Source organism: Corallococcus sp. AB030 (assembly GCF_003668965.1).
Lineage (GTDB): Bacteria > Myxococcota > Myxococcia > Myxococcales > Myxococcaceae > Corallococcus > Corallococcus exiguus.
Window position 1 is genome coordinate 1 of record NZ_RAWQ01000190.1, and the last position, 21,938, is coordinate 21,938.

The window sequence follows — 21,938 nt, forward strand, 5'->3', positions numbered from 1 at the left end:
CCGTGGCGCATGGTCCACGTCCCCGGGAGTGGCTCCCTTTGGACAGACGATGGAGGAGGACACCATGACCGAGCAGACGCCCGAGGCCCCGGGAGCCCCTTCCGAACGCAAGCTCCACAAGCTCAGCCCCTTCGAGCTGAAGGACGAGCTCCTCCAGGTCGCGGACGAGGCCGTGAAGACCCGCGAGGCGGTGATGCTCAACGCCGGCCGGGGCAATCCCAACTGGATTGCCACCACGCCGCGCGAGGCGTTCTTCCTCCTGGGCCAGTTCGCGCTCACGGAGAGCCGGAGGGCCTGGGACGTCCCCGAGGTGGGGCTTGCGGGCATGCCCCGGTCCCCGGGCATCGCCAGACGCCTGCATGAGTTCCTGGAGGCGAGCGATGACGAGCCCGCCGTGCAGCTGCTGCGCGGCGCGCTGACGTACGGGGAACAGACGCTGGGCTTCAACCCGGACCGGTTCGTCTGGGAGCTCACGGACGCGGCCATCGGAGACAACTATCCGGTGCCAGACCGGATGCTCACGCACGCCGAGCGCATCGTGCAGGAGTACCTGACGCAGGAGCTGTTCGCGGGACGCCCGCCTTCCGGTCGCTTCGACCTGTTCGCGGTGGAGGGCGGAACGGCCGCGATGACCTACCTCTTCCACTCCCTGATGGTGAACGGCCTGCTGCGCAAGGGAGACACCATCGCGCTGGGCGCGCCCACCTTCGCACCCTACCTGGAGATTCCGCGCCTGGAGGAGTTCAGCCTGCGCACGGTGGACATCCTTCAGAGCGCCACCTCGAAGGACGGCCGCCAGACCTGGCAGTACCCGGACGCGGAGCTGCGCAAGCTGGAGGACCCGCGCATCAAGGCGTTCTTCGTCGTCAACCCGTCCAACCCGGGCGCGGTGGCCATGCGGAAGGAGTCCGTCCACAAGCTGGTGGAGCTGGTGCGCAAGCGCCGGCCGGACCTGTTGATCATCACGGATGATGTCTACGGCACGTTCGTCAACGGCTTCCGTTCGCTGGCCGCGGACCTGCCGCGCAACACGCTGCTGGTGTACTCGTACTCCAAGCACTTCGGCTGCACGGGCTGGAGGTTGGGCGCGGTGGCGCTCCACGAAGACAACATCCTGGACGAGGCGCTGGCGAAACAGCCCTCGTCCCAGCGTGCGCTGCTGGAAGCGCGGTATGGCGCCATCACGTCGCACCCGGGGCGGCTGAAGTTCATCGACCGGATGGTGGCGGACAGCCGCGCCGTGGCGTTGAACCACACGGCGGGCCTGTCACTGCCGCAGCAGCTTCAGATGACGTTGTTCTCGCTGTTCGCGTTGTTGGACAAGGACGGTGTCTACAAGAAGTACTGCCAGCGCATCTGCCAGGACCGGCTCCAGGCCCTCTTCGAAGGCATGGGCATTCCGCTGCACGAGGATCCGCTGCGCACGGCCTACTACCAGACGCTGGATCTGGAAGCCTGGTGTCGCGAGCACATTGGCGAGGACTTCGTCCGTTTCATCGAGGACCACCACGACCCGCTGGAGCTCGTCTTCACGCTGGCCCGGCGCTACGGCGTGGTGCTGCTCAACGGCAGCGGCTTCGACGGACCTCCCTGGTCGGCCCGTGTGTCATTGGCGAACCTGGAGGACGACGCGTATCCACGGATTGGCCGGGATCTCCGGGATGAAGTGCTCCGCGCCATTGATGCGTGGAAGAAGGCCCGCGGGGAACCGCCTCCAGACCTGCACTGAAACACGTCTCAATGGGATGAAACGGACCCTGGTCTCCTTGCACGGAGGCCAGGGTCTTTTTCGATCCCGGGGGATCACGCGAGACCCTGTCCCCAAAGGCAGTACCACCTCCGAGGTAGAGACACGGATCCTCGACCTCGCCAACCTGTCGGCTCGGACGGAGACGCTCAGTCGTCGAACTCTACAGGCCTGTAGCGAAAGTCCGTACGGACCGTAGCCAACCTGAAAGCGGGCGTGCGCATGTCAGTGAGGTGTGGGGGATGAGCAGTCCATCGCAAGGACGTGACCTTCACGAACGGATCTTGAACGGGGACAGGACGGCGTCCGTGGACGTCTTCCTGACGTTCATGGATCCCATGGTCCGGGCGTTGAAAGGGAATCCGGGCTGCAACGATGACGACGCGCACGACTCCGCCATCGACGCGGTGTACGCGTACCTTCAGAGGCCCCAGCGGTACGACCCGGACAAGAGCAACCTGGGCACCTACCTGAGCCGAATTGCCCTGCGAAAGGCCCAGGATCGCTTCCGCGCCTCCACCTCCAGGACGCGCCGGAACAGGGATTTCGGGGGTGCTGTCGCACTTTGGGCCGGGGCTCCGAACAAGGAGATGGAGACCCGCGTGGAGGTGCATCTGATTCTGGAGACGATCAACCAGGCTGGCTTTTCAGAGAGAGACCGGGCCTGTCTCCGGCTCATGTTCGCCGGGGAGCGGTCCACGGACCGGCTGGCGGAAGTGCTGGGATTGATGCACCTGCCCCAGCTCGAGCTCCGGCGAGAGGTGAAGCGCACCCAGGACCGCCTCATGAAGGCGCTGAAGCGCCTCTTCGAGGAGGAACACGATGACGAATCCTGATTGGTTGAAGCGAGCGGCGGAGCGCAGCACGAGCGAGGCGGGAATGCTCGGCCACGCCTTCGATGCCTACCGTGAGTTGGAGAAGCTTTCAGAGGACTCGCTGGTCCAGCGGCTGGGGTGCACGCCCGAAGTGTTCCAGTGGCTGTCGCTCTGCATGACGCCGGAGAAGGGCCCGGCCTTCGAGGAGCAGACCCGCGCCATCGCGGCCCGCTTCGAGGTCGACGTCCAGAAGCTCGTCCTGGTGCTCCGGCGCGTCCAGACCGTGCGGTCCCTGAGCAGGCCGATGCGGGACACGGCGGAAGCCGAGCGGGCCCCGCTGCAGTTGGCTGCCCGGGACCGCGACGAGGACGAGCCCTTCGACGACGAGTTCGAGCCTTGACCGAGCAATGGCTGGTGGAGGCCGTGGCGGCGAGCAGTCTCTCCTTCCCGCCGGGGTTTCCCCGCGACATCGCGGCGGAGGCCCCGCTGCGCCATCCGCTCGACCTGGTGGGGATGCCGGGCCTGACGGTGGAGGGCGTGCGGCAGTGGCTCGTCCAGCGCGGTCTGCCGGCCGAGCTGAGGGGCGCCGACCGCCGGCTCTACGGCTGCATGGTGGCGAGGGCGGGCGCCGCCGCGCTGTTCTTCGACAGCGACGACTCCGAGGCGGAGCAACGCTTCACCCTGGCCCACGAGGTGGCGCACTACGTGCTCGACCACCTCCTGCCCAGGACGCGGGCCCTGGACTTCTTCGGCGAGGGCATCCTGCCCGTGCTCGACGGCGAACGGGAGCCCCGGCTCAACGAGTACATGGACTCGCGGTTCAGCGACGTGCCCCTGGGCCTCCAGGTGCACCTGATGAACCGCGGCGAAGCGGGAGACGTGGACTCGGGGGCCGTGCTGCTGGCGGAAGAACGGGCGGACCACCTGGCCCTGGAGCTCCTCGCGCCCATGACAGCGGCCCGCGCGGAGTTGAACGAAGTGACCGTGACGGAAGGCCCCCGGCGCCTGGAGACCGTGTTCGGTCTACCGACGGCCGCCGCGCGCACCTACGCCCGGATGCTGCGCAAGCGCCGTCGGCGTCCGGAGTTCTCCGTAGTCGACTTCTTCGGTGATGACGAAAGGTGACAATGGCTGACGAGACTCCCCCTGACGACGACGAGTCCAACCTCCTGGGTGACCAGGAGTTCCGGTCCACCTTTGGCGAGGACCTGGCGCAGACGTTGAACCTGGAGACGTGGAGTCCGGGCGTGGATCCGACGGAGATCATGACCCGGTTCCAGCGGGAGGTCTCCACCTCGGTCCAGAAGGAAGACCGCATGCGGCAGGTCATCCGCACGGAGCTGCTGCCACGGCTCGCGGGACGCAACCGCGCCCCTCCAGAGTCGGGCGTGTTCCGGGCCTATGGGAAGGAGCTGGCCACCATCCACGAAGGCCTGCTGTTTCCCGGCAACGTCGTCGCCGTGCTCGGCACATCGGTGTCCCATGAAAGTCTGCCTTTGGGCATCACCCAGATTGGTGTCGCGGCCGTGGGCTATCAGGGCAGCGCGGGGACCTTCTCCCAGCGCCTGTTCCGGAAGGACCTGACGGCGAAGGACACCAATCCGCTCAGGGAGGCCATCGACTACATCGCGAACCGTCACAACTCGAAGACCGTCAGCCACCGGGAGATCCTCTCCCGTCTGGCCCATCGGGGCATCCGCACCTACGCCGAGCGGGCCGTCCTGGTGGACAAGGTGACGGCGGAGTGGCGCATCGGGCAGGGCAATCCCTTCGCGCATGAGCTGCTGACCGGCTCGGGGCACCTCAGCCTGTTGAAGGCCTCGCTGGACGTGCTGGAGCGCCTCGTCCGGGACCAACAGAAGTTCGTGTTCGTCTCCAACGCGCAGATGGAGCGGGGGCTGCTGACGCTGGGACTGGCGCTCGACGCAGGCGAATACATCATCTTCGAGACCCTGGAGCGGCAGAGCGAACAACTGCTCCACGCGTGGAGGGCCACCGACCCCCGCCTGCCGCTGGCCCAGAAGTTCGTGCAGACCTACGGCAAGGACGTGCTCCTGGGCGTCTTCCGGGTCTCCGGCCGCACGGCCCCGCGCCTCTTCTACGCGCACCGTGAGCACGTCCACATGGCCGCCCGCGTGGCCATGGCGGACAGCGTCCTGCGTCTGGAGAAGAGCTATCCCCTCCTCCTGGACGTCGCGGAGCTCACGTGCCGCAGCGTCTTCGGCGAGGACGGTTTCGAAGGCCTGGTGCAGGACGCCTACGCGCAGGCGGGAGCGCACCTCCAGTATCTGCTCGAGCGCGAATCACGTCGGTAACGGGGGAAAGACACACACCATGTCGAACAACGGCAAGACACCACATCCAGCAGGCACCGCGGCGCCCAACGGCGCTTCGCAGCCCCCTCCGCCCCGGCAGGCCGGCAACCCCGCCAAGCCCGCCGCCGCTCCCGCCTCCGCGGACGGCAGGCCCGCGCCGCCGCAGGGTCCACGAAGGCCGCTCATCAGCCAGACGCCGCCCCGCACGCTCAACGAACTGGCCGACATCAGCAACCGCGCTGGGTTGTCCCTCCCCGACCCCGAGCTGGCGAACGCGGTGGGCTTCACGCACTTCGACACGTCGAGCAGCGACGACAACGTCCTGACGGTGTTGATGACCCGTGACGACCTGCCCAAGCTGGCCTCCCAGACGCTCGTGCGGGTGAAGTCGCGCGAGGACAAGCGTGACTACCTGGGGGTCGTGGTCCGGGGACCGTTCGCGGAGCCCAACGCCGTCCCCGCGAACTCCACCATGGCCGTGGGGGTCATCACGCACGGCAAGAAGCTGACGTACACCTTCGAGTACCACGGCCGCGCCGAGGTGGAGCTGTTGGGACAGGAGGTCGGCGGGGTACTGCAACCGCCCCGCTTCCGGCCCCGGCCCCAGAGCCCCGTCTTCGTGTTGAGCGAGGAGGAGAGTGCGAAGGTGCTGGGCGTGGGCGGTGCGCTGAGCCTGGGCCGGGTCGTGGGGTATGACAACATGGAGGCGCGGCTGAATCCCCGGGACAAGGCCATCCTCCCCCGTCACACGGGCATCATCGGCACCACGGGTGGCGGCAAGTCCACGACCGTCGCGACGCTCATCCACCGGGCGCAGCTCTCCGGCATCGCGACCATCGTCTTCGACGTGGAGGGTGAATACACCCACGTGGACAAACCCACCGACCACGAAGCGATGCGGGAGCTGCTCAAGCAGCGGAAGCAGAAGCCAGAAGGGGTGAAGGACCTGCACATCCATCACCTCACGGGCCGGGACAGCCGCAACCCCCGGCATCCGCACCGGCATGGCTTCTCGCTGAAGTTCTCCAGCCTGTCGCCCTATGCCATCTCGGAGATCCTGAGCATGTCGGACGCGCAGCATGAGCGCTTCCTGCGCGCCTTCGATGTCACGAAGCTGCTCCTGGAGGACTTCAAGCTCTTCCCTCGGAACGAGGCCGAGAGGCAGCAGGTCCTGGAGCTGGACGAGCAGGACACCGGCTATCCACGGATGACCATCGACCACATCCTGGACGTGGTGAATGCGTACACGTACAGCCTGAGCAGCGAGGGCAGGACGGAGCCGCGGGCGGCTGCCGGGCGGCGCAGACGGACAGAGGAGGACGACTCGGATGGCGAGGACGGCGACTCCGAGGAGCTCCCCAACGTCCCACGGGGCCTCACGCTCCTCAGCGAGTTCAAAGCCAACGTCAAGCTGGTGAGGGCGCGGGTCATGGCGCAGAGGAGCACCCATGAGTCGAGCTGGAAGACCCTGGGCAACAAGCTTCAGCTGCTGAAGCGACTGAAGGTCTTCGACGTCGAGAACACCGCGGGCGTGAACTACGACTCCATGCTCCAGGCCGGGCGGGTGTCGGTCATCGACCTGTCGAACACGGACTCGCCGCAGCTGAACAACCTGGTCATCGCGGACATCCTCCGGGGGCTCCAGGAGCACCAGGAGAAGCGCTACCAGGAAGCCGCCGAACGGGACGCCCCCGTCACGCCCGTGCTCATCATCATCGAGGAGGCCCACGAGTTCCTGTCCGCCAATCGCATCAAGCAGATGCCCGTGTTGTTCGAACAGGTGGCGCGCATCGCCAAGCGGGGCCGCAAGCGGTGGCTGGGGCTCGTCTTCGTCACGCAACTGCCCCAGCACCTGCCCGACGAGGTGCTGGCCCTGCTCAACAACTTCATCATCCACAAGATCACCGACGGTGCGGTCATCAACCGGATGCAGAAGTCGGTGGGCAGCATCGACGAAAGCCTGTGGAACCGCGTCTCCCGGCTCGCGCCAGGTCAGGCGCTGGTGTCCTTCAGCAACTTCACCCGGCCCCTGATGGTGGCCGTGGACCCCGCGCCCGTGAAGCGGCTGCTCGTCGACTGAGCCAATGACAGCCAAAGGCGTCGTCCTCGCCCACACGGCGGGGACGACGCCTCCAGCATCACCCAGACGTTGGCGTCTGCTACTCCCAGCGGATGCGCTTGCGAGTGCCGTGGTTGGCGCAGGCGCCCGCGGCCCACGTGCCGCAGTTGCCGCAGACCTGCGCGGACTTGAAGAGCGAGTCATCGCAACAACGGACCGCACATATCGCGACGTCCGCGATACAGGGCTGGACATACTCGAGCGCGCAGTACTGCGCGGTCACCGTTCCAGAGGAGTTCTCCTCCTGGTCCTGCCAGTTGTACCCCGCCATCTCCTCCGCCACCTGCGCCGGCGACGGCGTGTTGCCGCTGGGAGTTTCAGGGGACTCCACCGGGCCTCCACAAGCGCTGACCAGGAACATCGTCACTGCCAACAACGCACCGCGAGCAAAGACACGGGCCATTTCAGGCCTCCAGTTCGTGTACCGCGTTGGGGGTTGCTTCAGATGTTGCGCCCACAGGTATGGCCACTCCTTCAGCTTGGTGGAGCCTTTCAACTTTGTCCGCGGGTGGAATGGGATTGAAACCGAACGAACGACAGCCCTGGTGAGGGAGGATTTGTTGGTTGCCCGGCAGTCATGGCGCGGCCACACCCTGAGTCCGTCAATCCTTGCCCCCTCTCGCGCAATGCTCACGTCACTCAAAGTCCAGGAATCGCAGGAGGCAGGAGCGATATAGAGCCAGCCTCATGCTCGGCTCCGCGCTCCTCGCCTCCGTCATCGTTGCCCAGGCTCCCGTGTCCCCGGCTTCAAGTGCCGCGGAGACGCTGGGCCTGGGCCCTGTGCTCGACTCCGTCGTCCATCAGGGAGTGACCTACGTCGCGCTCGGCCGTGGCGGCATCGCCGTGCTCAAGCTCGACGGCGCCGCGCCTCAGCTCGTGCGGCGCATCGAAGAGGGCCGGCGCTTCGTGCGGCTCGTCGTCGTGGGCCAGTCGCTCCTCGCCATCGAGCAGCGCGAGGAGGCCCATGCGTTCTCGCTCGCCACGCCGGAACAGCCCCAGCCGGATTCGCTGGCCTCCGCGCTGGGCGCGGCGCGCGACCTCACCGTCGTCACGCAGGCACCGCCGTGAAGGATGGCGACGTGACGCTCTCCGGGGGTGCCCTGGCCGGCCTGGGCGAAGGCACCCGCGTCCGCGTGCGCACGCAGGACTCCCGCGAGGTGGTGCTGAAGGTCATTGAATCGCGCGAGGACTCCGCCATCGCCCGCCTGGGCCGCGGTGAGAACGTGCGCGTGGGCGACACCGCCGTCGTCACCGACGCCCCCGCCACCGCGCGCCTCTTCTTCCCCGAGCCCGGTGTGCCTCGGCTGCGCTACGGCTTCCATGCCCGGCCCTTCCTCGCGCTGGACGCGAAGACGCGCGAGGGGAAGTCCGCTCGCGCGGGCGGCCTGCTCCTGGATGCGTTCATCGCGTGGCGGCCCGGGGACCTGCCCCTGGTGTTGAGCGCGCAGTTGGATCCCGTCGGTTTCGGCCTGGGCACCGGCCTGCGCCACTCGCCGGGCTCCGCGTACGTGGCCGCGGCCTACTCCACCGACTTCCTGGAGGTCGGCATCGGCGCGGGCGCGCTGTTCGGACAGAAGGCGTGCATCACCCAGTTCGACTACGACCCCAACACCTACGAGCCCATCAACCCCAGGACCTTCTGCGACTCCAACGCGGGAGTGTCCTTCCAGCAGGTGCTGCGGCTGGGAGCGCTCGACGGGTTCCACATCGCGTGGAACTCCGCCATCCTCTCGCGCGACAACCAGTTCCGCTTCGGCTCCGGACGCGGCGAGGTCCAGGTGCCCCTCACGCCCAGCCTCTCCCTCTTCGGTGCGGGCGGAGGCTCGGCCAGCGGATGGAACTTCGGCGAGCTGGGCGTGCGCAGCTTCCTCAAGGGCACCGGCGGCGCCGGCACCACCGTGCTCTCCGCCAGCCTGGGCATCGTGTCGCTCTCCGACGGCACCGGCGAGGCCCTCACCGGCCCCTCCATCGCCATCGGCATCGAGCGCCGTCCCTGAGCGTCAGTGGCCGGACGCCATCGACGCGGCGAACTCCTCCGGCACCATCTCGCCGGAGATGGGGAAGTCCTTCGGCGTCCGCTTCCACGCCTTCCCACCCGCCGGGCGGACAGGCCCCCGAGGGAGCTGCCCCAGGCCGATGAGCGTCAGCGACAGCAGGCCCAGCCCCACGGCCCCCGCGGCCAGCTCGTCCACGAGGCCCACCCGGCGAAGGCCGCCCACCCCCAGGAGCGGCAGCGCGGCGACGGGCGTGGCCACCCACGCCAACCACGTGCGCCAGTTCGCGCGAGCGTGTTGCCTCAGTGCGTCGATTGAAGCCATCGGGGCATCCTTCCGGACAGGGGGGTTGTCCAGGAGGATGGGGATGGACCGGGGTCCGGTGAAAGGCCCCCTTGTCGCGCTCGCCTGCTTCCTCACGGGCGGGGCTGGAGTGCTCGCATCCAACTCGCCGTGCTTCCCGCGCTGCGCATCGAGCACAGCGAGGACCGCATCGAATAGCGGCCGCGCACCCCCTTCAGGACTTGCGCCGGGTAAAGCCGTCCTCGCGCAGCTTCTTCATCAGCCGGTCCGCGGCGGCCTTCGACTGCCACTCATGCGCGAAGCGCTTGGAGGACGTGCGCCCTTGAGTCCCCAGGTCGCCCTTGCGGACGTTGAGCACGTTGCGAGCGCCCCGAACCCCCTGGAACCGGCCATCCTCGTGCGCGTAGAGCACCTCGCCCTTGCCGCCCGCGGGCTTCTTCGGCGCCGCCAGGGGCTTCGCGTCCTTGAGGCTCACGTCCAGCCAGGCCGCGCGACGTACGCGCACCTGGGGCTTCGTGCCGAAGACGAACGTGACGTGCCAGCGAGCCTGGGCCTCTGACTCGAAGAGGGCCTCCCCCCACGAGCGGTACCCGGATGCGGGCGTGCGCGGAAGGAAGGGCTCCACCGTGCGGAGGAACGCGAGGTACTCCTTCTCCGACCGCTCGTAGCCGAGCAACCGTGTCGACTCCGGCAGCTCCAGTTGGAGCTCGCCCGCCTTCGTGGGCCCCTTCAGGAGGACCGCGTCGAGGAAGACATTCCTCCCCTGGAGCGCCGCGCACTGCTTCCAGGACTCCGCGGACACGCGCACGTTGCGTGCGCTCTCAGGCCTTGTCGAATCACCCATGGTGCGGGACCGTAGCAAGCACGGCCCGCTGGGGGCACGGCGCGATCAGCCGCTCAGCGCCCGCACGCGCGCCGCGAGGTTCTGCGTGAAGAGCCGGTAGATGTGCAGCGAGGCCGCGTCGTGCGTGGCCAGGAAGTGCTGGAAGCTCTCGCGGGTGATGCGCAGCGCGCGCACGGCCGTCTTCGCGCGCACGTTCGCGGACACGGGGCCGTCCTGCACGAGTGAAATCTCCCCCAGGAAAGAGCCCGGCCCCAGCGTGTTGAGGTGCCGCGCGTTGGGCTCATTGCCGGAGTAGACGTCCACGGTGCCCTCCAGCAGCACGAGCAGGCCCGTGCCGGGAGCGCCTTTCTCCAGCAGCACCGTGCCCGGCGTGGTCGTCACGGGCCGCGCCAGGCGGTACAGGTCCTTCATGTCCTCCAACGGCAGCTCGCCGAAGATGGGAATGGCCTTGAGGAAGCGGTAGCCGCTGGCCTCCGGCACGGTCGCGCCCGCGGCCAGCCGCGCGAGGAGCGCCTCCGCCTCCACGTCCAGGCCCATGCGCCGCAGGAGCCGCGCCTTCTCCGTCACCAGCACGGGATCCGCGCGCAGGTGATCGGAGCTGCTCAACGCGTCCGCCAGCACCGCGAGCGCCCGGTGCGTGAAGCCGCCGGCATCCAGCACCTTGCACGTGCGCAGCACGGCTTCGACGTAGCGAGGATCCTCCGCGAGCACACCCCCCAGGGCCTCGGCCTCCGCGTGGGCCTGTCCCAGCTCCTGGTAGAGGTCCGCGGCCTCGAAGGGGCGGCCCAGGCGGACCAGGCAGTGCGCCATGGACTCGCGGGCGCCCAGGCCCCGGTAGACCTCCAGCGCGCGCTCCAGCGCCCCACCCCGCTCGAAGGCCGCCGCGGCGCGCTCCACCTCACCCGCGCGCAGGTACGCCTCCGCGGCCGCCACGTGCTGACCGCCCTGGGCGTACAGGTCCGCCACGGACACGTCGTCGCCGCTGCCGTCCAGGAGCCGCGCCGCGCCCGTGAAGTCCCGCGCCCGCCGCAGCACGTCCACCAGCCAGTGGCGCTCCTTCACCGACCCCTGCGCGGCCTCCTTGCGAAGCCGCTCGCGCTGCGCCGCGCCCAGCTCCTCGTAGAGCTGTGCCGCGCGCTCCGGCTCGCCTTGCGCCGCCAGGGACTGCACCACCTGGAGCGTGCTGCCCCGCAACGAACCGCCCCGACTGCTGCCCGCAGTATCGCCTGCCATGTCACACGTCCCTTCCCAGGCCCGCACCGTTGGGGCGGCGCGCCCGGTTCCGCCAGCGCCTGACAAACCAGGAACCCGGGCGTAAAGCCAGCCTCGACCGGCCCCCCGTGGCCCTGGAGACACCGGGTCCGGTAGGGTCCGGGCATGGTTGTTCCCGTCCTGGCCGGGGTGGCTCCGGACCATCTCCCCGGGCCCTCGCGCCCGCGCTCCTGGTACCTGGTGGCTCCATCCGCGGCCCTGCGGCCCGGCCACGCGATGGGCGTTCAGGTGGGTGGCCAGGAGGTGGTGGTGTTCCGGAGCCAGCAGGGCCGGGTCCACGCCCTGTCCGCGCACTGTCCCCACCTGGGAGCGCACCTGAAGCACGGCACCGTCCAGGGCGAGCTGCTGCGCTGCCCACTGCATCATTGGAACTTCGACGGATTGGGCCACTGCCGAGCCGTACCCGGCCGAAGCGACGTGTCCGCCCTGCCGGGGCCCCGGCCGTGGCCGGTGGAGGAGCGCTTCGGCGGGGTGCTTGTGTTCAACGGCCCGGAGGCGCTGTTTCCCCCACCCGACCTGGGAGGTGGGGAGCACGTCTGGAACGTAGGACCTCCGGTGACGGTGGGCTGTCCGTGGCTGCCGCTCGCGGCGAACTCTTTCGACCTGGACCACCTGCGCACGGTGCACCACCGGGAGCTGTGGGACACGCCGACCTGGGAGACGCCGGACCGGTACACCCTGCGGCTGCGCTACACGTCGCGCGTCATCGGCACGGGCGCGAGTGACCGGCTGATGAAGGCGCTGTCGGGCAACCGCATCCGGGTGGAGCTCACGCTGCACGGCGGGACGTTGATCTCGGTGAGGAGCGACCTGGGCCGGGCGAGGGGGCTGCTGCTCGCGAGCCTGACGCCGGTGGCGGAGGGGACGTCGGTGCGGCTCGCCGTCGCGGCGAGGCGGGGGCGGATTCCGGGCGCGGCGGCGATGGTGCTCGGGGTGTCGCGGTGGCTCTACACGTCGTTCTTGCGGCGCGACTTGTCCGTGCTGGACGGCATGCGCTTCAACGTCGCGACGGCGACGGCGGACCCGGTGATGCGCCAGTTGCTCGACTTCGCCGTGGGCCTGCCCGAGGACGGGGACGATGCGCGCCGATGACGCTCCGCCGATCCCCTCCGCGCTCAACGCGGTGCTGCTCGTCACGGCGATGGGCGCGGGGGCGCTGTGCCTGTGGACGGCGTCGCACGCGGAGGCCCTCTGGGTGCGGCTGGTGGCAGCCGGGGTGTTCTCCTACGTGAACAACACGGTGTTCTCGCTGTTGCATGAAGCGACGCACGGAGTGCTGCATCCCTCGCGGCGGTTCAACGACATGCTGGGCCGGCTGGCGGCGACGTTCTTCCCCACGTCGTTCACGTTGCAGCGCGCGTTCCACCTCACGCATCACCGGCACAACCGCTCCGCGCGCGAGCAGTTCGACTACCTGCACCCGGGCGACCACCGCTTCCTCAAGTATGCGCAGTGGTACGTCATCCTGACCGGCATCTACTGGCTGTTCGTACCGCTGGGAGCGCTGGTGTTCGCGCTCGCGCCAGGCCTGCTGCAAAGGCTGCGAGGGCCAGGCACGCGCTACGGGGAACAGACGGGCGCGGACGCGTACCTGGGGCGGCTGGAGGATGCACCGGGGACAGCCATCCGAGCGGAGGTGCTGGGGATGGTGGCCGTCCAGGCAGGGCTGGCGTACGCGTTGGACCTGACGCTCGTGGGGTGGGCCCTTTGCTACGCGGCGTTCGCGGTGAACTGGAGCTCGCTCCAGTACGCGGACCACGCGTGGTCGCCGCTGGACGTGCGTGAAGGCGCATGGGACCTGAAGGTCGCGGCGCCAGTGCGTTGGGTGTTCCTCAACTACCACTACCACCGGGCGCACCACCGGTACCCGCAGGTGCCCTGGCTCTACCTGGGCCGCTACGTGGACGAGAGGGTGCCCCGGCCATCCTTCCTGGGCATCTGGCTGTCCATGTGGCGCGGGCCCCGGCCGTTCCCGGAGCAGTCGAAATGAGCGCGTCCGCGGAGAAGGAAGCGCACACGGAGGGTCCACTCTTCGGCTGGCCAGCGTGGGATGAACTGAAGCGCACGGGCGCGATGACGTGCGGTTTCGCGCTGTTCTTCCTCGCGATGTACGGCGGCGCGAGCTGGGTGACAGGCTTCTATTCCGGCGGTCTGCGCGTGGACCTGCCCGTCGAGCAGCACATCCCGTTCATGCCTGGCTGGGCCGCCGTCTACGTCAGCATGGACGTGCTGTTGCTCCTGTCCCTGTTCATCTTCCGGACGTGGAGACAGATGCTCCCCTTCGCGATGGCGTTGTGCGCGGAGACGGTGCTGGGAGCACTCTGCTTCCTCATCCTGCCAGTGGAGGTCGCGTGGCCGCCGCGCGCCGTCACCGGAGTCTGGGCATCCATCTTCCAGGCCGCGGACACGATGAACCTGGAGCGCAACTACCTGCCCTCGCTCCACGCCGCCTTCGCCTGCACGGCGGCCCTGGCCTACCGCGAGCGTTCAGGACCGGTGGCGAGCACCGTGTTCGCGCTGTGGGCCCTGGCCATCGCGGCGTCCACGCTGCTCATCCACGAGCACCATCTGGTGGACGTGCTCGCGGGAGCATTGCTCGCCTGGGGCACTTGGCGTGTCGTGGCGCCCCGGGTCCGGCAGGAAGCATTCCTCGAAGCCGTGCGGGTGGAAGCCCTCTGCGCGAGGGAGATGTACCGCTTCGCGCGCAGGCATCCGCGTTACGGGCTCATCGCGCTCGCGCTGTATCAGCAGTCGCTGGGACGCTGGCGCAAGGCGCGACGCGCACGGGCGGGGTTCTGCTTCCTCCAACTGGTGGATGACGTGCTGGATGGAGACCGTCCCGTCGGAGGCGAACCGCTGGACGCCATCGACGCGCTCCTGCGCACGCTGGAGACCGGAGCGCCAGGCCCCCCCACGGAGTTCCACGACACCGCGGTGTCACTGGGCCGGGTACTGCTCACGGAGCTGACCGACCCGGCGGCCCGCGAGCAGGTGCTCGAACTGGTCCGCACGATGCGCCAGGACCGGGAGCGGGTGCGCGATGGGCACTGGTGGGACGCGGCGACGCTCCGGACCCAACTCGGAAACACCTTCCGGCTGTCCGTGAGCCTGATGCTGCACGTCGCGGACGCGCAGGTGCGAGCAGATGACGCCCCTTCCCTACTCGCGGCGTTGGGATGGTGCTCGGTGATGCGCGACCTGAAAGAAGACCTGGTTCAGGGACTCTTCAACGTGCCCGCGGACGTCGCCACGGAGGTCCGCGCCCAGGGACATGATCCCCAGGACTTCGAATCACTGCTCAGGACGGAAGCCGGACGGGCCTGGGTGCGCGATGAGTACCAGCGAGCCCGCGCGCTGCTCGACCGCTCCGCGAAGGAACTGGCCCAACTGGAAGGCAGGCAAGGCGTCGCACTGCTGCGCCTCTTCCACAGGTCGGTGGAAGGATTCTGGGCCCGGAAGCTGCCGCGTCGCATGCCCTTCCTGCGCCAGGCGCCGGTGCTCGAAATCTCCTGAGTCCTTCACGCGCGGTCGGCCTCCATCCGCGTGGAGCGAGGCCACTGAGCACGACGCGGTGCATGCGTTGACGCGAAGCAGGCGGAGGCATCTGCTGGACGCATGTCCGACTCCTCCCCTTCCATTTCCAGCGCCCGTCCGGTGGATGCCTCCGAGCGGCTGCCGCTCCTGGACGTGCTGCGCGGCTTCGCGTTGTGGGGCGTCTTCGTGTCGAACAGCTTCGCCTGGTTCAGCGGCCGGGTCCTGATGCCGCGAGAGCAGACCCAGGCACTGGCGGCACCACCCTTCGAGGCGGCCGTCACGGCGCTCTACCACTTCTTCGTGAACCAGAAGTTCGTCACGCTGTTCGCCTTCCTCTTCGGGCTCGGGTTCTCCATCCAGCTGACACGGGCCGAGTCACGCGGAGCCTCCGTCGTCCCGGTGTACTCACGGCGGCTGTTGGTGCTGCTGGGCATCGGGGTGGTGCATCTCACGGCGCTCTGGGCGGGAGACGTGCTGTCCACCTACGCCCTGCTGGGCTTCGCGTTGCTCCTCTTCCGGAACCGTTCGGACCGGACGCTGCTGGCGTGGGTGGGCCTGTCGGTGGTGGTGGTGCCGTTACTGGTGCCGGCGCTCCTGCACTTCGGACCCATCCTGCTGCACGGAGCTCAGGCGGCGGCCGACGCCGCGAAGGCCACGGAAGCCATGGAGGCCCAGACGCGGGAGCAACTGCTGCTCGGACTCAAGAGCGACTCGCTCTGGACGACGCAGGCAGCGAACGCGCACTTCCTCCAGTACATGCTGCCCACGCTGAAGCGGCTGCTGTGGATGATCTTCATCCTGGGCCGGTTCCTGCTGGGGCTGCTCGCGGGCCGACTCCTGTTGCTCCAGGACGTGGAGCGCCACCGCGCCTGGCACCGGAAGATGCTGGGCTGGGGGCTGGTGCTGGGCGTGCTGGGAAATGGCGCGGGAGTGGTGGTCCAGCACCTGCGGCTCGCGGGGTTGTTGGACCCGTCGAAAGCCCACTGGATGTTCACCCTGTCCGCGATCCAGGAGATGGGCTACCTGGGCCTCGCCGCGGCCTACGTGGCCGCCTTCGCCCTGCTCTTCCAGACGGAGCGCTGGCGCAGATGGCTGAGCATCCTGGCCCCGGTGGGGCGCATGGCGCTCAGCAACTATCTGATTCAGACGGTCGTGAGCCTCTGGCTGTATGACGGCTGGGGGTTGGGGCTCATCGGAAAGCTGCCGCCGTCACATTGCGTGGCGCTGACCCTGCTGGTGTTCGCGATCCAGATTCCACTCAGCCACGCCTGGCTGTCGCGCTTCCGCTTCGGTCCGGCCGAGTGGCTGTGGCGCTCGCTCACCTACGGCCAGCGCCAGCCCATGCGGCTCGCGCTCAAACCGTCGCCGGCCGGCGTCCCCGGCGTCCGATGAAGAACCCCGCCCCAAGCGCGGCGACCGCGACCAGTGCACCGAAGCCCATGGCGGCGTTCTTCACCTTCGTGAGCAGGGGGTTGTCGAACACGTTGGTGGAGTAGTGGAACGCGGCGATGAGCCACTGGTCGCCCTCCTTCACCAGGGTGCAGGTCCACCGTCCATTGACGACGAGGTCCGTGCCGTCGTTCAGGATGTAGTGGTCCAGCGAGGAGCCATACGCGACGCCCGAGTTGCCATAAAGGCGAGTGAGCGCATCCACGTCGAACTTCGCGGTGACCTTCTTCACGACGCTGTTCGGGCCGCCCAGCATCTCCGCGTAGTACGCGCGGATGGCGTCCTTCCCCACGCGAACATCGTTGTTCATGGTGGAGAACACGACGTCCGGGTGCAGGTGCGACAGCAACCGGTCCAGGTCCTGCTTGTTGAGCGCGTCCTCCATGTCCTGCTTGATGCCGCGCAGTGCCTGATGCGTCGCTTCATCGCCAGAAGCCACCGCCGCCGGAGCCACGGCATCCTGAGCCCCCGACACACCGGGGACCGCGACGAACAGCAACGCCAGGAGACCTACGAGCCGGGTGCGCACCATCGAAGCTCCATGAAGGAAGAGGACGGCGAGCATCCTAAGCAGGTCGCCCGAGGTTCGTTAACAAACCCGTCGATTCAATGGTCCTCGTGATGACGCGTGCCGCACGAAGCGCGGCGGTGGGCCGCGACGGCGTGCCTGCGCGGAAGCCAGGATGGGGCCACGGAGGGAGGTCCCCACCCAGGGCCGGTTGCCTCAAGACCTGTCCGACAGCCGGACAGGCCTCCGCGGCATGGGCCCCAGACCGCACCAGGCCAGAAGGCGAACGAAGTCGCGCCCGCGCAGTCGCCAATGTGGACCACCGACAGAGGCGTCCGCCCGGGCCCGGTTGCCTCAAAACCTGTCCGACTGTCGGACAGGTTTTCGCCGCCCGGGTCCCGGACTGCGGCCCATCCGATGACACGGATTGGTGGGCCCGCACGTCCATGTCAGACCCCTGTGGTTGGATGGCGATGCTGGGACGAGGAAGGGGAATGGGGATGGAACGGCGAGGACTCGTGGCCTATGTGGAGGCGCAAATCGAGCGCGATATCGCGCTGGGGCGTCTGCATCCGAGCGGGCAATTCGGCTCCGAAGCGAAGCTGGCGCGCCGCTATGAGGTGTGTCGGGGCACCATCCGTGAGGCGCTGCGGCGGCTGGCGGCGCGGGGACTGGTGGTGCAGCGCCCCGGACGCAAGACGCGCGCGGTGCCGCTGGATGAGTCGCTGACGCTGGAGAACCTGGGGCTGGCGCTGCATGACGCGAGCAACCCGGATGCCCGGTGGCTGCTGGAGGGCTACTTCAGCCTCAAGCGGCAGGTGCTGGTGGAGCTTCTGGCCGACTGCTGCGCGAGGGCCTCGGACCTCGACTTGGACCGGCTGGGGAGCACGTGCTACCAGCTCCAGGACGCGGCGCGCTGGGAGTCAGGGGAAACCTGCGCGCAGGTGGAGTTCGAGTTGCTGCGGCATGCGGCGCGGGTGGCGGCGCGTCCCGGGCACGTGCTCCTCGTTCAGTCCCTGCAGCGGGCATTCCTGGGAGGAGCCGCCCAACTGCTGCCGCTCATGGGCGGAGAGGCGCTGCGCGAGTGGGCCTTCCGCGCGATGGCAATCCTGCACGAGCGCGACGTGCAGGCACTTCAGCATGAGCTGCCAGCGCTGCTGAAGGCGCGCGATGAGCGCGTGCTGAATGCCTTCGCCCCTGTTCCTCAGGTACCTGCGTCCCCCGAGGCCCCATGCGCTCAGGAGGACCTGCTCAACACCCCACTGTCAGCGACCGGCCAGGACGATGCATTGGAGACACACCCCAGCGTCGAGGACGGTGCCGTCGATCGCCTTCCTCCAGTCGCCGCACAGGACGAGACGCGGGAGGCACTCCCCACTCCATCCGTTGAGCAGGATGATGTGAGCGAGGAACAACTCCGCGTGGAGGAGAACTCGCCAGGAAGACGTGATGGACGCCCTCCAATCCCTCCTTTGCCCCCGGATAACCCATAAGAGGTATGGCCACGCGGGATCCAACCGATTGTAGTTCTGGACGTCGCCAGTCTGTTCTCACTGATGGCGCGGCCTGGGCTCGACGGGTTGCAGGGGGATACCGTGGACGCGAATCAATTGCTGGAGCTGGTCAAGCGCTATCAGGACTCCAAGTCCTTCATCTCCAACGAAGAGACCGCCAAGCTGGCGCTGGTGGTCCCCTTCATCCGGCTGCTTGGCTATGACCCCGGCTTTCCTCGGGAGGTTCGCCTCGAATACGCGGCGGACTTCGTCCAGGGCGACGGCAAGAAGCTGCCGGACCGCATGGACTTCGCCATCTTCGACCAGACGGGACAGAAGCCCCTCATCGTCATTGAAACCAAGCCCCTGGGCACGGACCTCAAGTCGCGCGCCCAGCAACTGGCCCGCTACCTCTCCCAGCTCCCGGAGCTCCACTTCGGCATCATCACGGATGGGTGCCACTACCTGTTCTTCGGAGACCTGGAAAACCCCAACGTCATGGACCCGGAGCCCTTCTTCACGTTCTCCCTGGAGGACACGAAGTCGGACTGGGCCAAGGTCGCGAAGTTCCTGTCCAAGTTCAGCCGCGAAGCCTTCAACGCCACGACGCTCATCACCGACGCGGAGAACAGCCGCTACCGCCAGGGGATGATCGACAAGCTGTCCGCCGCCCTCAAATCACCCGGCGAACACGAGGGCTTCCTCAAGTGGCTCACCGAGGACATCTACAAGGGGAAGCGGACAACCGCTGTGATGGAACGCCTCGCGGAGGTCGCGAAGGAGGCCATCGAGCCCACCCTCCTCCGCGTCATGGGCGACGACTTCCTCGACAAACTCAAGGAGCGCATCCAGCGCTTGAACGAAGGCACCGAGGCGCCCGCCGCCAAGGACGGGCCCAACGTGGTGAAGGCGGACAGCGCGAAGCCGTTTGAGTCGGAACCCCGGGCCTCGGGTGACGACAAGACACGCGCCGCCGTGGAGACCACCGAGGAGGAGCTGGCCTTCTTCGGCGTCGTCCGGGACATCTGCACCAAGAACGGCCACGCGGCGGAGGACGTCCTCTACCGGGACACCTCGAACTACTTCAACGTGTCCTTCAAGAAGCCCACGAAGTGGTTCGTGCGGTTCTTCGGCAATGGCAAACGCAAGTGCATCGCCACCTGGGTCCCCGTCGAGGAGGCGAAAACACTCGCCGCGGGGTTCGAGGTCGAGGCGTCCCCCGCGGCGTTCGGTATCAGCCGGGTCTACATCCAGACGATTCCAGAGGTGTGGGCGCTCAAGGCCCTGGTCGCCCGGAGCCTGGAGCTGTCCCTCACCGTCAAGGAGGAGGCGCCCGCGGAGCCCACTCTCAAGGTGGTCGCCAGCCAGTAGCGGCCCCGCTGATTCACACCGCCGGCAGCGGCTTCACCGTGAGCGCCTTCGACGCGAGGAACTCCGGGTTGAACACCTTGGAGGCGTAGCGGCTGCCGTGGTCGCACAGGAACGTGACGATGCGCAGCCCCTGTCCCTGGTGCTTGCGCGCCACCTCCCATGCGGCCCGCACGTTGAGGGCCGCGGAGGTGCCCACCACCAACGCGTCCTCGCGCGCCAGGTGGTAGAGCATCTCCAGCATGTCCTGGTCCTCCAGGCGCATCGCTTCGTCCACGCGCGCCTGCCGGAAGTTCTCCGTCAGCCGCATGATGCCAATGCCCTCCGTGATGGAGCTCCCCGCCGTCTCCATCTTCCCCGTGCGCACCTGGCAGTAGAGCCCCGACCCCGGCGGATCCACCAACACCACTCGCAAGGCCGGGTTCTTCTCCTTCAGGTAGCGGCTCGTGCCGGACAGCGTGCCGCCACTGCCCACGGACGCCACCAGCACGTCCACCTTGCCTTCCGCCTGCTCCCAGATCTCCGGCCCCGTCGTCTCGTAGTGGAAGTCGCCGTTCGCCGCGTTCTCGAACTGGTTCATCCACGCCCAGCCGTTCGCTTCCGCCAGCACCCGCGCCTGGTGGAAGAAATGCGAGGGGTTGGAGAACGGCACCGGCGGCACCCGCCGCACCTCCACGCCCATTGCCTCCAGGTACTCGTATTTCTCGCGCGCCTGATTGTCCGGCATCGTCACCACCACGCGGTAGCCGCGCTCGCGCCCCAGCAGTCCCAGGCCGATGCCTGTGTTGCCCGCGGTGCCTTCGACAATCGTGCCGCCGGGCTTCAGCTGCCCCGTCGCTTCCGCGCGTTGAATCATCCCCTTCGCGGCCCGGTCCTTGATGCTCCCGCCCGGGTTCATGAACTCCGCCTTGGCGACGATGTCACAGCCCGTCTGCCGGCTGAGCGAGCCAATGCGCAACAGCGGCGTGTTCCCCACCGCATCCCAGAGCGAACCCATTCGTGGCGCCATGTGCGTCCTCCCTGAACTACAGCTTGCGCATCCGCACGCGGCGGACCTTGTGGTCGCTGCCCTTCACCAGGATGAGCCTCGCCCGTGAACGCGTGGGCGCGATGTTCTCCGCCAGGTTGGGCCCGTTGATCTCCGCCCACACCGACGCGGCCCGGGCAATCGCCTGGTCGCGCGTCAATTCAGAGAAGCGCCGGAAGAAGGACCGCTCGTCGCGGAACGCCGTCTCCCACAGGCGCAGGAAGCGCTCCACGTACCAGTGGCGGATGTCCGTCTCGCTCGCGTCCACGTAGATGGAGAAGTCGAAGAAGTCCGACAGGAACGTCTGCGGCAGCCGCCCGCCCTCCACCGGCCCCGTCTGCAGGACGTTGAGCCCCTCCAGGATGAGGATGTCCGGCTGCCGGATGGACTGCGCCTCCTCCGGCACGATGTCGTAGACGAGGTGCGAGTACACCGGCGCCGTCACCTCCTCGCGCCCCGCCTTCAGCTCCGCCAGGAAGCGCACCAGCGCGCGCCGGTCATAGCTCTCCGGAAAGCCCTTGCGGTTCATGACGCCCCGCTCGGCGAGCACCCGGTTCGGATAGAGGAACCCGTCCGTCGTCACCAGCGCCACGCGCGGATGGTCCGGCCAGCGCGCCAGCAGCGCCTGGAGGATGCGCGACGTCGTGCTCTTGCCCACCGCCACGCTGCCCGCGATGGCGATGATGAACGGCACCTTGCGCACCGAATAGCCCAGGAACGCCTGCTGCGCCGCCCACAGCGACTGCGCTGACGCCACCTGCAGGTGCAGCAGTCGCGACAACGGCAGGTAGACGTCCTCCACCTCCTGGATGTCCAGCCGGTCCCCCAGGCCCCGCAGCTTCTCCACCTCCTCCGCCGTCAACGTCAGCGGCGTGGAGGCCCGGAGCTCGCGCCACGCGTCGCGGTCCAGGTCGACGTACATCGATGCGGCGCGGGGCTTGGTCACGGACATGCCACCCAGCATGAACCAGACCGCCCCGGATCCGGCAAGTGAAGGTAACAACAGGTCTTCCCTGCGATTCTTGACAGCAAGACTTTCCCGCCTCCAACGTGCCCGTCCGCATCCCGGTCGCGCCCGACGGACGCGGGGGCACTCCGCCCTCCTGGAGCCCGTCCCCCGAGGTCCACGCGTGTCCATTTTCTGCGCCCC

General features: G+C 68.2%; 21 protein-coding genes. 14 read left to right on the forward strand and 7 right to left on the reverse strand.

Translation table 11 applies throughout. The annotated features are described in order from the left end of the window. Positions 1–64: 64 nt before the first annotated feature. The 6 genes from aspD (at position 65) to D7Y15_RS33665 (ending at position 6,957) form a co-directional block, all read left to right on the forward strand. Positions 65–1,729, forward strand: a complete 1,665-nt coding sequence (aspD, locus tag D7Y15_RS33640; protein ID WP_121755157.1) for an aspartate 4-decarboxylase — start codon at positions 65–67, stop codon at positions 1,727–1,729. 326 nt (positions 1,730–2,055) lie between these two features. Beyond that, positions 2,056–2,583 (forward strand): RNA polymerase sigma factor, encoded by a 528-nt coding sequence (locus D7Y15_RS33645; RefSeq protein WP_158624522.1) that lies wholly within the window; start codon positions 2,056–2,058, stop codon positions 2,581–2,583. Beyond that, positions 2,570–2,962, forward strand: coding sequence for a hypothetical protein (locus D7Y15_RS33650; RefSeq protein ID WP_126935719.1), 393 nt, complete (start codon positions 2,570–2,572; stop codon positions 2,960–2,962). Before D7Y15_RS33645 ends, D7Y15_RS33650 begins: the two co-directional genes overlap by 14 nt. Then, on the forward strand, positions 2,959–3,687 hold the full coding sequence (locus tag D7Y15_RS33655; protein ID WP_121755147.1) for an ImmA/IrrE family metallo-endopeptidase: 729 nt from the start codon (positions 2,959–2,961) through the stop codon (positions 3,685–3,687). Before D7Y15_RS33650 ends, D7Y15_RS33655 begins: the two co-directional genes overlap by 4 nt. Before the next feature lie 2 nt (positions 3,688–3,689). Then, a complete protein-coding gene (locus D7Y15_RS33660; RefSeq protein WP_120579952.1) occupies positions 3,690–4,877 on the forward strand; it encodes a hypothetical protein in 1,188 nt (395 codons plus the stop codon). Between the two features lie 19 nt (positions 4,878–4,896). Continuing rightward, the gene (locus tag D7Y15_RS33665) at positions 4,897–6,957 is read left to right on the forward strand and encodes an ATP-binding protein (RefSeq protein WP_121755148.1); all 2,061 of its coding nucleotides are present in this window, start codon (positions 4,897–4,899) and stop codon (positions 6,955–6,957) included. A gap of 79 nt (positions 6,958–7,036) precedes the next feature. Here the strand turns inward: D7Y15_RS33665 and D7Y15_RS33670 are convergent, their stop codons facing one another. Then, a complete protein-coding gene (locus tag D7Y15_RS33670; protein ID WP_126936478.1) occupies positions 7,037–7,399 on the reverse strand; it encodes a hypothetical protein in 363 nt (120 codons plus the stop codon). A 284-nt stretch (positions 7,400–7,683) separates the two neighbouring features. Between D7Y15_RS33670 and D7Y15_RS33675 the strand changes: the two genes are divergently transcribed. After that, positions 7,684–8,064 carry a hypothetical protein gene (locus D7Y15_RS33675; RefSeq protein WP_121755149.1) on the forward strand — a complete coding sequence of 127 codons (381 nt, stop codon included), beginning with the start codon at positions 7,684–7,686 and terminating at the stop codon, positions 8,062–8,064. An 11-nt stretch (positions 8,065–8,075) separates the two neighbouring features. After that, positions 8,076–8,993, forward strand: coding sequence for a hypothetical protein (locus tag D7Y15_RS33680; protein ID WP_148712933.1), 918 nt, complete (start codon positions 8,076–8,078; stop codon positions 8,991–8,993). A gap of 3 nt (positions 8,994–8,996) precedes the next feature. Here D7Y15_RS33680 and D7Y15_RS33685 read toward each other — a convergent pair whose 3' ends face one another. The 3 genes from D7Y15_RS33685 to D7Y15_RS33695 form a co-directional block, all read right to left on the reverse strand. Further along, positions 8,997–9,314, reverse strand: a complete 318-nt coding sequence (locus tag D7Y15_RS33685) for a hypothetical protein (protein ID WP_126936025.1) — start codon at positions 9,312–9,314, stop codon at positions 8,997–8,999. 193 nt (positions 9,315–9,507) lie between these two features. Continuing rightward, positions 9,508–10,101 (reverse strand): hypothetical protein, encoded by a 594-nt coding sequence (locus D7Y15_RS33690; protein WP_121755152.1) that lies wholly within the window; start codon positions 10,099–10,101, stop codon positions 9,508–9,510. Positions 10,102–10,182: 81 nt separating this feature from the next. Further along, positions 10,183–11,370 carry a cyclic nucleotide-binding domain-containing protein gene (locus tag D7Y15_RS33695; protein WP_120580457.1) on the reverse strand — a complete coding sequence of 396 codons (1,188 nt, stop codon included), beginning with the start codon at positions 11,368–11,370 and terminating at the stop codon, positions 10,183–10,185. 144 nt (positions 11,371–11,514) lie between these two features. Here D7Y15_RS33695 and D7Y15_RS33700 point away from each other — a divergent pair, with 144 nt between their 5' ends. The 4 genes from D7Y15_RS33700 to D7Y15_RS33715 all read left to right on the forward strand — a co-directional run bounded on the left by D7Y15_RS33700 (position 11,515) and on the right by D7Y15_RS33715 (position 16,335). Beyond that, positions 11,515–12,501 (forward strand): Rieske 2Fe-2S domain-containing protein, encoded by a 987-nt coding sequence (locus D7Y15_RS33700; RefSeq protein ID WP_121755153.1) that lies wholly within the window; start codon positions 11,515–11,517, stop codon positions 12,499–12,501. Further along, entirely contained in the window at positions 12,488–13,399 is a 912-nt protein-coding gene (locus D7Y15_RS33705) for a fatty acid desaturase (protein ID WP_121755154.1), read from the forward strand. Before D7Y15_RS33700 ends, D7Y15_RS33705 begins: the two co-directional genes overlap by 14 nt. Further along, positions 13,396–14,922, forward strand: a complete 1,527-nt coding sequence (locus D7Y15_RS33710) for a phosphatase PAP2 family protein (RefSeq protein WP_121755155.1) — start codon at positions 13,396–13,398, stop codon at positions 14,920–14,922. Before D7Y15_RS33705 ends, D7Y15_RS33710 begins: the two co-directional genes overlap by 4 nt. A 102-nt stretch (positions 14,923–15,024) precedes the next feature. Beyond that, entirely contained in the window at positions 15,025–16,335 is a 1,311-nt protein-coding gene (locus D7Y15_RS33715; RefSeq protein WP_121755156.1) for a DUF418 domain-containing protein, read from the forward strand. Here D7Y15_RS33715 and D7Y15_RS33720 read toward each other — a convergent pair. Further along, a complete protein-coding gene (locus D7Y15_RS33720) occupies positions 16,298–16,924 on the reverse strand; it encodes an SgcJ/EcaC family oxidoreductase (protein ID WP_120580462.1) in 627 nt (208 codons plus the stop codon). The two genes, D7Y15_RS33715 and D7Y15_RS33720, sit on opposite strands and share 38 nt — an antisense overlap. 470 nt (positions 16,925–17,394) lie before the next feature. Here D7Y15_RS33720 and D7Y15_RS33725 point away from each other — a divergent pair, with 470 nt between their 5' ends. Together D7Y15_RS33725 and D7Y15_RS33730 are read left to right on the forward strand one after the other, a co-directional pair. Continuing rightward, on the forward strand, positions 17,395–18,393 hold the full coding sequence (locus tag D7Y15_RS33725; protein ID WP_233597402.1) for a FadR/GntR family transcriptional regulator: 999 nt from the start codon (positions 17,395–17,397) through the stop codon (positions 18,391–18,393). Positions 18,394–18,495: 102 nt separating this feature from the next. After that, the gene (locus D7Y15_RS33730; RefSeq protein WP_120580465.1) at positions 18,496–19,764 is read left to right on the forward strand and encodes a type I restriction enzyme HsdR N-terminal domain-containing protein; all 1,269 of its coding nucleotides are present in this window, start codon (positions 18,496–18,498) and stop codon (positions 19,762–19,764) included. Positions 19,765–19,777: 13 nt separating this feature from the next. Here the strand turns inward: D7Y15_RS33730 and D7Y15_RS33735 are convergent, their stop codons facing one another. Beyond that, complete coding sequence (locus D7Y15_RS33735; protein WP_120580464.1) at positions 19,778–20,770, reverse strand: cysteine synthase A; 993 nt, start codon at positions 20,768–20,770, stop codon at positions 19,778–19,780. Between the two features lie 16 nt (positions 20,771–20,786). Beyond that, entirely contained in the window at positions 20,787–21,740 is a 954-nt protein-coding gene (gene coaA, locus D7Y15_RS33740; protein WP_120580466.1) for a type I pantothenate kinase, read from the reverse strand. Positions 21,741–21,938 lie beyond the last annotated feature (198 nt).